9 protein-coding genes are annotated in these 8,231 nt (G+C 71.4%); 5 read left to right on the top strand and 4 right to left on the bottom strand.

The annotated features are described in order from the left end of the window. Positions 1 to 188: 188 nt before the first annotated feature. Positions 189 to 1,400 carry a flavin-containing monooxygenase gene (locus tag AWZ10_RS37910; RefSeq protein ID WP_046709600.1) on the bottom strand — a complete coding sequence of 404 codons (1,212 nt, stop codon included), beginning with the start codon at positions 1,398 to 1,400 and terminating at the stop codon, positions 189 to 191. A gap of 309 nt (positions 1,401 to 1,709) precedes the next feature. Between AWZ10_RS37910 and AWZ10_RS37905 the strand changes: the two genes are divergently transcribed. The 5 genes from AWZ10_RS37905 (at position 1,710) to AWZ10_RS37885 (ending at position 5,647) form a co-directional block, all read left to right on the top strand. Continuing rightward, on the top strand, positions 1,710 to 2,156 hold the full coding sequence (locus AWZ10_RS37905; RefSeq protein WP_060893284.1) for a hypothetical protein: 447 nt from the start codon (positions 1,710 to 1,712) through the stop codon (positions 2,154 to 2,156). A gap of 13 nt (positions 2,157 to 2,169) precedes the next feature. Next, the gene (locus tag AWZ10_RS37900; protein WP_060893283.1) at positions 2,170 to 2,598 is read left to right on the top strand and encodes a Zn-ribbon domain-containing OB-fold protein; all 429 of its coding nucleotides are present in this window, start codon (positions 2,170 to 2,172) and stop codon (positions 2,596 to 2,598) included. A 24-nt stretch (positions 2,599 to 2,622) separates the two neighbouring features. Beyond that, entirely contained in the window at positions 2,623 to 3,246 is a 624-nt protein-coding gene (locus AWZ10_RS37895) for a GNAT family N-acetyltransferase (protein ID WP_060893282.1), read from the top strand. Then, a complete protein-coding gene (locus AWZ10_RS37890) occupies positions 3,246 to 4,040 on the top strand; it encodes a class I SAM-dependent DNA methyltransferase (protein ID WP_060893281.1) in 795 nt (264 codons plus the stop codon). The genes AWZ10_RS37895 and AWZ10_RS37890 overlap by 1 nt, the downstream gene beginning before the upstream one ends. 209 nt (positions 4,041 to 4,249) lie before the next feature. Further along, positions 4,250 to 5,647, top strand: coding sequence for a DUF3500 domain-containing protein (locus tag AWZ10_RS37885; RefSeq protein WP_244172689.1), 1,398 nt, complete (start codon positions 4,250 to 4,252; stop codon positions 5,645 to 5,647). 60 nt (positions 5,648 to 5,707) lie between these two features. Here the strand turns inward: AWZ10_RS37885 and AWZ10_RS37880 are convergent, their stop codons facing one another. From AWZ10_RS37880 to AWZ10_RS37870, 3 genes are all read right to left on the bottom strand, one after another. Continuing rightward, positions 5,708 to 6,421 (bottom strand): pyridoxine/pyridoxamine 5'-phosphate oxidase, encoded by a 714-nt coding sequence (locus AWZ10_RS37880; RefSeq protein ID WP_060893280.1) that lies wholly within the window; start codon positions 6,419 to 6,421, stop codon positions 5,708 to 5,710. A 13-nt stretch (positions 6,422 to 6,434) separates the two neighbouring features. Then, the gene (locus AWZ10_RS37875) at positions 6,435 to 6,860 is read right to left on the bottom strand and encodes a pyridoxamine 5'-phosphate oxidase family protein (protein WP_037705384.1); all 426 of its coding nucleotides are present in this window, start codon (positions 6,858 to 6,860) and stop codon (positions 6,435 to 6,437) included. Between the two features lie 295 nt (positions 6,861 to 7,155). Further along, positions 7,156 to 8,231, bottom strand: a 1,076-nt coding sequence (locus AWZ10_RS37870) for a thiolase C-terminal domain-containing protein (RefSeq protein WP_060893279.1), incomplete at its 5' end; no start/stop codon positions are given.

The raw sequence follows: 8,231 nt of genomic DNA, 5'->3' as shown, positions 1-8,231 counted from the left end.
CCGGGGGTGGGGCTGGGCCGAGCCGGGGCTTGGGCCTGCGCCTGCGCCTGGGGTTTGGCCGCAGTCCCCAGGGGGCGGGGTCGGCAGGTCGCCAAGTGGTCGGGCGGCGGCCGGCTGGTCAGGTGGTCAGGATCGCCCGGTGGCCCGGTGGCCCGGTGGCCCGGTGGCCCGGGCCGCCCGGTTGTTCGTCAGTGCGTGGCGCGGATCTGTACGGTGACCGCGTCGCGGGTGGCGACCCCGCCCGTCTTCGCGACCGTCTTGGCGATCTTCTCGGCGTCGAGGGCGAGTTCGCGGAACATGCCGCTGATGGGGTTGGTGAAGCCGGTGAAGTAGAGGCCGGGGGCGTTCTCGGGGGAGCGGGCCCCGTGCACGACCGGCTTCCCGCGCTCGTCGAGCACGTCGAGATGTCCGACGAGCCCTTCCAGGGCGCGCCGGTAGCCGGTGGCGGCGATCACGGCGTCGGTCTCGATGCGGGTGCCGTCGCCGAGGGCGACCTTGCCGTCCTCGAACCCCTCGACCGAGCCGACGATCTCGACCTTGCCCTTCCGTACGGCGTCGATGAGCCCGACGTCCTGCACGGGAATGGAGCCCTCGTTCACCCGGGAGTAGAGGCCGGTGTCGGGCCGGGTCAGGCCGTGCGCCGACAGGTCCGGCACGCTGAGCTTCGCCATGGGCTTGGCGAGCCGGTCCACGAGGGCCACCGGCAGCCGCCGTACGGCGACGCCCGTGTACTGGGCCGCCCACCCGGCGGTCGAGCGGCGCACGATGTGCGGGGCCGTCCGCACCGCGAGCCGGACGCGCGCCGCCCCGCCCTCGACGAGGTCGACGGCGATCTCGGCGCCGGTGTTGCCGATGCCGACGACGAGGACGTCACGGCCGGCGTAGGGCTCGGGGTTGCGGTACTCGGAGGCGTGCACGAGTTCGCCGGTGTACGAGTCGCGGCCGGACCAGTCGGGGATGTGGGGCGTGTGGTTGTAGCCGGTGGCGACGACGACCGCGCCGCCGGTCAGCTCGCGGCCGCCGGTGGCGTGCAGCAGCCAGCCGGTGCCGTCGGCGCTCCGCTCGACACGGGACACCTCGACGCCGGTCACGATCTCCAGTTGGTGCACCTCTGTGTACTTCTCCAGGTAGCGCACCACGTTGTCCCGCGACACCCACCGGCCGAAGCGGCGCGGCATGGGCAGGCCGGGCAGGCCCGACAGGCGCCGGGTCGTGTGCAGGTGCAGCCGGTCGTAGTGCCGTCGCCAGGACGCCCCGACCCCGTCCGCCTTCTCCAGCACCACGGCCCGTACCCCCTGGGCCCGCAACGCGTACGCGACGGCCAGCCCCCCGGGGCCGCCACCGATCACGTAGACGGGGCGGTCGGAGGCGGGAGTCGCGGAAGCTCTGGAGTCGGCCATGCGATCGAGCGTATTCACGCCCCCACTTGTTGGGTCTCGGTCAAGCCCGGAATTGGTTGCGGATTGATCACGGGTGTAGGAGGCGTGGGTGGGATCTGTGGCGTAGGTCTCTTGGAATGTGGGGGCGGGGTGGTGGGGCGCGGGGGTGACGGTCAGGGGGGCACCCCTTGGGGCTGCACCCCTGACCGGCCGGCATGTGGTGGCGGACCGGCGTTCCCGCGGCGGCCCGCGCCTCTTGCGCATCCATCCCCCATCCGCTGAACTGACGTACCGTCAGAAACCCCACGCGGATGCGGAAGGGCGGCGTCGATGGACACGATCTGGCTCTCTGGGGCCGAATGGCTGGCCGTACTTCGTATCGGGCTCGGCCTGTGGTGGCTGGAGAGTTGGCGGCACAAGGACAAGAAGGCCTGGTCCGAGGGGGCCGGGATCGCGTGGGCGGCGGGGGTGGCGGAGAAGCACCGGTGGGGGGCGGTGCGGAGCGGGTTCGACATGGTCGTCAAGCCTCGGCCGCGCACCATGGGCTATGTCGTCGTCTACGCCGAACTCGCCCTCGGGCTGGGGCTGATCCTCGGGGTTCTCACGCCGGTCGCGCTCGTGGGCGGGCTGGTGCTCAACCTCCTCTACCTCGTGCTGATGATCCACGACTGGGCCGAGCAGGGGCAGAACTCGATGATGGCGCTCATCTCGGTGGTGGGGCTGTTCGGGATGTCCTGGCAGACATGGTCCTTCGACAGTGCGCTGGGGCTGTTCTGATGGGGTGGGTCTAGTGGGTGGTGCCGGCGCCGCGCGGTTCGATCTGCCCGAGGTCGACGCGTTCACCCGTACGTACTGGGACGCGGCCGCCGACGGACGGCTGCTCCTGCGGCGCTGCGGGGCCGCGGACTGCGGGCGCGCCCACCACTATCCGCGCGAGTTCTGCCCGTACTGCTGGAGTGAGGACGTGCGCTGGGAGGAGGCCTCCGGGCGTGCCACGCTCTACACCTGGTCCGTCGTCCACCGCAACGACCTGCCGCCCTTCGGGGAGCGGACGCCGTACGTCCCCGCGGTCGTCGATCTTGTCGAGGGGCCGCGGATGATGACCGAGGTCGTGGAGTGCGGGCAGGGGGAGGGTGAACTGCGTATGGGGATGGGGCTGGAGGTCGTCTTCCGGGAGGGCGGGGGCTTCGTGGTGCCCGTATTTCGCGCGCGTTCGTGAGGGGGCGCGCGTTTCAATGGGGGCGTGAACCGTACTGATGAGCGATCCTCCGGTCCGTTACCTGATCCTTCCCGCCGGCCGTCCGCCGATCCGCACGGTCACGGGCTGCGGCTGTGCGCCTGGGACGCCGAGTCCGACGCGGATGTGGAGGCGTGGTTCCTGGGGCGTTCCGATCCGGACTTCCAGCGGTGGAACACGCCCATGACCCTGGACGGGAGTCTCGAAGGCGCCCGGGAATCCCTGCGGCAGCGGGCCGAGACCGACGCGGAGGGGAAGACCGTGTCCTTCCGGGTCACGGACGCGGAGAGCGGGGTGACGCTCGGGCAGGTCGGGCTGAGCGGGATCGACGCGTTCATGCGGAGGGCCGTCGTCGGCTACTGGGTGCTGCCCGGGGCCCGTGGCCGCCGGGTCGCCACCCGCGCCCTCGACCTGGCCGCCCGCTGGGCCTTCGCCGAGTTCGGCATCCACCGGCTCGAACTCGACCATGTCGTCGGCCATGCCGCGTCCTGCCGTGTCGCCGAGCTGTGCGGGTTCCCGTACGAGGGGACCATGCGCGGGGCGGCGTTCGACGAGGGGCGCCACGACGCCTTCCGGGACGCGCACCTGCACGCACGGCTGGCCACGGACCCTACGCCGGGAGGAATCTGATGAGCACGGGTGACGAGAACACGTTCGGGGGCGGGTACGAGGCCGTCGACGACCCCGACGGCTACTTCGGCGAGGCCGTCGCCGCGCGCTACGACGACCCCTCCTCCAACATGTTCGGTGCGGAGGCCGTCGACCCGGCCGTGGAGCTGATCGCCGGTCTCGCGGGCGGGCCCGGAGGGGACGCTCGGGCGCTGGAGTTCGGGGTCGGGACCGGACGGATCGCCCTGCCGCTCGCCCGGCGCGGTGTGCCGGTGCACGGCATCGACATGTCGCGGGCCATGGTGGAGCGGATGCGGGCCAAGCCGGGCGGCGCGGACATCGGGGTCACCATCGGGGACTTCGCCACGACCCGGGTGGACGGCCCCGGCTTCACCGTCGCCTACCTCGTCTTCAACACGATCAACAACCTGCTCACGCAGGACGCCCAGGTGGACTGCTTCCGCAACGCCGCCGCGCATCTCGTGCCCGGCGGCTGCTTCGTGATCGAGGTCGGGGTGCCGGACCTGCGGAGGCTGCCGCCGGGGCAGAACACGGTGCCGTTCCATGTCGGCCCGACGAGGCTGGGGTTCGACACGTACGACGTGGCGACGCAGGGCATGAGGTCGCACCACATGGTGGTCGTCGAGGGACGGCCGGAGTACCGGTCGATCCCGTTCCGGTACGTCTGGCCGGCCGAGCTGGATCTGATGGCCCGGCTGGCCGGGATGCGGCTGCGGGACCGCTGGGCGGGGTGGAAGGGGGAGCCGTTCACGAACGACAGCACCAAGCACGTGTCCGTGTGGGAGAAGGCCTGAGCGTGGGAGAAGGTCTCAGGTTGGGAGAAGGCCTCGGCGCGGGAGAAGGCCTGAATGTGGGAGATGGCCTGAGTGTGGGAAACGTCTGAGGCGGCGGCCCGCGGTTCGGACGGGGCCTGGCCAGGCCTGGCCGCGTCCGCCGGCCCCGGCACAGCCCGCTCACAGCCGCACTTCAGGAACGCTTCAGCTCCGCCCTCGACCTTGGGCGCATGACTGAGAACGCGCACGCCCACCCTCACCCGCACGACCACACCCACACCCACACCCACGGCCACCGCCCCCGCACCCCCGAAGCCCAGCGCACCCGCCGCTGGTTCATGAACAAGGCGCTGCTGGCCGGCGGTGTCGCCGCCGTGGCGACGATGACCGGCTGTTCGTCGGGCTCGTCCGGTACGGCGAGTTCGTCCTCGTCCTCGGCCGCCCCGAATGGCATGCCCTCCGGCGGCCCGGGTGGTGGCGGAGGCGGCATGGGGCCGGGCGCCGGCGCGGTGAAGTACGCGGACTTCGTCGGGGTCACGACGGACGGCAAGGTCGTGGACGATCTGTACTCCATCCATTCCACCGACGTGTCCACCGACAAGGTGGTCCAGAAGGCGCAGGCCTTCCTGGACGGGCTGACCAGCGCGGAGAAGAAGGCCTCCGTCTTCGACGTGGAGGACGACGAGTGGCTGGCCTGGAGCAACGTCGACGGCTACGAGCGCGAGGGCGCCCGTATGGGCGACCTGACCGAGAAGCAGCGCGAACTCGGCTACGCGCTCCTCGGCGCGGCGCTCTCCGCCGACGGGCTCACCCAGTCCCGCAACATCATGAAGCTGAACGCGTTCCTCGGTGAGTACAGCGGCGGTGGCAGGGACACCCTCACCGAGGGCGCCTACTTCTTCACGTTCATGGGCACGCCGTCCACCAGCGAGCCGTGGGGCTTCCAGTACGAGGGCCACCATCTGGCCATCAACTACTTCGTCCTCGGCGACCAGGTCGTGATGACCCCGACCTTCATGGGCTCCGAGCCGACCTCCGCCACGTACAACGGCGAGAAGATCACCACGTTCAAGAAGGAGACCAAGGCCGGTCTGACCGTCCTGCGCGCCCTCACCGACGCCCAGCGTAAGAAGGTCGTCTCGTCCGAGTCCAAGGCCGGCGACAACCTGAAGGCCGGGGCCGGCCAGGACAACCTCAAGCTCGCCCACCAGGGCCTCGCCGCCGCCGACTGGACCGACGCCCAGCGCGACAAGCTTCTCGCCCTCGTCCGCGTCTACGTCGGCAACATGGCCGACGCCCACGCCGACGTGAAGATGAAGGAGGTCGAGGAGCACCTCGACGACACGTACTTCTACTGGATCGGCGAGACCGACGACGACTCGGCCTTCTACTACCGCGTGCACAGCCCGGTCGTCCTCATCGAGTACGACGCCCAGTCCCCGCTCGGCTACAACCCCGACGGCAGCGGCAGCAGTAGCAGTAGCAGCAGTAGCGACAACGGTGGTGGCGGCATGGGCGGTCCCGGCGGCACCCCCACCCAGCAGCACATCCACACCATCATCCGCACGCCGAACGGGGGCGACTACGGCATCGATCTCCTCAAGCTGCACCTGGAGAACGACCACTGACCGCCCACGACTGCTGCCCGGACCGTCCGTCGAACGTCTGCCGGATCTCCCCCATGTTCGTCAGGGCCACAGCAGCCCGGTGACCCAACCGCCGCCCTCCCGCCGGTAGTCCAGTCGGACGTGGCGTCGCCGCGCGTCCCCCTGGAAGAACTCCACCTCGTCCGGTTCCACGACGTACGCCGTCCAGGAGGGCACGGCCACGTCCGGCTCCCGCTCGGCCCGTGTCCAGGCGGCCTCCGAGGCGCGCTCCAACTCCTCGTAGGAGGAGAGGACTTCGCTCTGCCGGCCCACGAGGGCGGCGGCCAGCGCACCCGTCGAGCGGGCATGCAGATCGGCGTGGGCGACCTCGGCGGGCTCGACCGTGACCCGGCCCCGCACCCGGACCTGGCGGCCGAGGAGGGGCCAGTAGAAGCCGAGGGACGCGTAGGGGCGGGCCGCGAGGTGGCGTCCCTTGCGGCTGCCGGCGTGCGAGGCGAAGTGCCAGCCCCGCGCGTCCACGTCGTGCAGCATCACCGTACGGACGTCCGGCCGCCCCTCCGTGTCCGCCGTGGCCAGCGACATCGTGTGCGGTTCCACCTCCCCGGCCGCCACGACCTCCCCGAACCACGAGGCGAAGAGCGACACCGGGTCGGCGGGGGCCGCGGCCGGATCGAACAACGGCAGGGCACTGACCTGCGGATCCCAGACCCGCAGCCCGCGCAGGGCCTCCACGAACTCGGACGGCCGGGCGGGGGCCGGGGAGGCGGGCCGCGGCTGGGAAGGGGGCTCGATCATGGGTGGGACGGTCTCACACCGAGCCCAGGTCGGACGAGACCCACCTCTCGGGGCGCATACGGATGATGACCTGTTCGCCGTGGCTCTTCGAGGCGAAGTCGACGTAGCCGTCGACCTTTTCGGCCGGGAGGTAGCGGGCCGAGATCTCGCGGAGGTCGTCGAGGGTGGCGGGGGACGTGTCGGTGACGGGGCCCTCGACGGAGACGTAGCGGATCGTGGGTTCGAGCCGGTCGATCATCAGGGAGAAGCGGCCTGCGGCCTGGATCAGCCGGTTCTTGCGGGTGTCCAGCCCGGTCATGACCCAGATGTCGCCGCCGGGTTCGTACTGGTACCAGATCGGCACCGTCAACGGTGCCCTCCCCTCCCCGGCGTCCACCGCCAACGCGGCCACGTGCGCCTCGGCCAGAAACTCCTCGCGCTCCTTGCGGGACAGTGCCATGTCGCTTCCTCCGGGGCTGCTGCGGGGACGCCTTCGTCTGCCGAGTCGGTTCAGCGCTCCCGTCCCGCCTCGTATTCCGGCGCCGGGCGAAGACGCCGGGGCCTCGCGGAACGGCCGACGTCAGCCGACCGTGAAGGCGGCGAGCTTGTAGGCGCGGATCTCGGCGAGGAGGCGGTTCATGTCGGCCCGCTTCTCCGCCTCGGATCGCACCGGGAGCCCAGCGGCCCGCCTAATGCAAGCATTAGGTGAGGGGCTCTGATCAGGCCTGATTCGCCCGAACGGGTGACTGGGGCCCTCACCCTCGCCCCAGCACGACCGTCCCCGAGGAGCAGAACCAGCCACCCGTGCCCGAGGCGACCGCCAGGCGGGGCAGGTGGCCGTCGGCGGCCCGGATCTGGCGGTCGCCCGCCTCGCCGCGTAGTTGGCGTACGGCTTCGACGAGGAGGAAGAGGCCGCGCATGCCGGGGTGTTGGGCGGAGAGGCCGCCGCCGTCGGTGTTGACGGGGAGGTCGCCGGTGAGGGTGAGGCGGTTCTTCTCGACGAAGGCCCCGCCCTCGCCCTTCGCGCAGAAGCCGAGATCCTCCAGGGTCACGAGAGTCATGTAGGTGAAGGCGTCGTAGATCTCGGCGAAGTCGATCTCGGCGGGGCGCACGCCGGCTCGTTCGAAGGCCAGGCGGCCGCTGACCGCCGCCGGGGAGACCGTGAAGTCGGGCCACTCGGACATGGTCGTGTGGGAGGCGTACTCGCCGGTGCCGAGGATCCAGACGGGGGTCGCCGGCCGGCAGTCCCGTACGTACTCCTCCGCCGCGAGCAGGACCGCCGCGCCGCCGTCGGAGCGTAGGCAGCAGTGGAGCTTCGTGAACGGGTCGGCGATCGGCGCTGAGGAGAGGACGTCGTAGACGGTGATCGGGGTGCGGAACATCGCCTCCGGGTTGGCCGCCGCGTTCGCGCGGGCCTGGACGGCGACGGAGGCCAACTGCTCCAGGGTCGTGCCGTACTCGTGCATGTGGCGGCGCGCGGCCATGGCGTACTTGGCGATCAGGGTGTGTCCGTACGGGACCTCGAACTGGAGGGGGCCGCGCGCCCCGAAGGAGAGGTTGCCGGTGCGGCGGCCCGCCCTGATGTCCGCGCGGGCGGTGGAGCCGTAGACGAGGAGCACGACGTTCGCGTGCCCGGCGGCGATCGCGTCCGCCGCGTGCGCCGCCATGACCTCCCAGGTCGAGCCGCCGACCGAGGTGGAGTCCACCCAGGTGGGCCGCAGGCCCAGGTACTCCGCCACCTCCACCGGCGCCAGCGTGCCCAGGCCGGCCGAGGCCAGGCCGTCGATGGCCGTGCGCTCCAGCCCCGCGTCGGCGAGGGCCCGTCGGGCGG

It is taken from the genome of Streptomyces europaeiscabiei (genome assembly GCF_001550375.1).
In the GTDB taxonomy this organism is placed as follows: domain Bacteria; phylum Actinomycetota; class Actinomycetes; order Streptomycetales; family Streptomycetaceae; genus Streptomyces; species Streptomyces europaeiscabiei.
This window is presented reverse-complemented; position numbering and strand designations above follow the sequence as displayed.